Consider the following 479-nt stretch of genomic DNA (forward strand, 5'->3'; position numbering starts at 1 on the left):
CATCAAGGAGGATCGAGTCCCAGTGAATGGTCTTCGCAACCCGTCGCTGGGCTACTCACCGGCAAAGTCCAAGGTCCAGCAGATCGACCCTCCGCGCTTCACCATGATTCACCCCGACCTCGGAAGTTATCTGATTCAAGGCCAGGACGGCTCATGGCGCTGCGAGAACGGCGGACATTCCTACATTTACGACTTGGTGCGCGGCCTTTGGCAGAATGAATTGCGTGAGCCTGGCTCGTATCGCACACGGATCAAGGCTTACCGCGTCGCCATCGACAGCGCCAGCATGGTCCCTCACCAGACCACCACGATTGTCGTTGATATGAAGGCAGAGCTCACCGAGTGGGAGTTGGAGACCGTGAATCGCGCTCTGCGCGAAGTGCCGCACAGCATCGTAGGTCATGAGGCCCGCATCCCTGTGCCTACTGACTACAACCAACTCTACTGGGTAGTTGGTCTTCCCGATCACTGCACTAAGT

Annotated in this window: 1 protein-coding gene; it reads left to right on the forward strand. The window is 57.6% G+C overall.

Features of this window, described 5'->3' with window-relative positions; translation table 11 throughout:
- Positions 1 to 22: 22 nt before the first annotated feature.
- On the forward strand, positions 23 to 479 hold a 457-nt coding region (locus AC07RN_RS21030; protein ID WP_478337224.1), incomplete at its 3' end, for a hypothetical protein.

The sequence above is a fragment of the Lelliottia sp. GFLA7 genome, assembly GCF_056490165.1.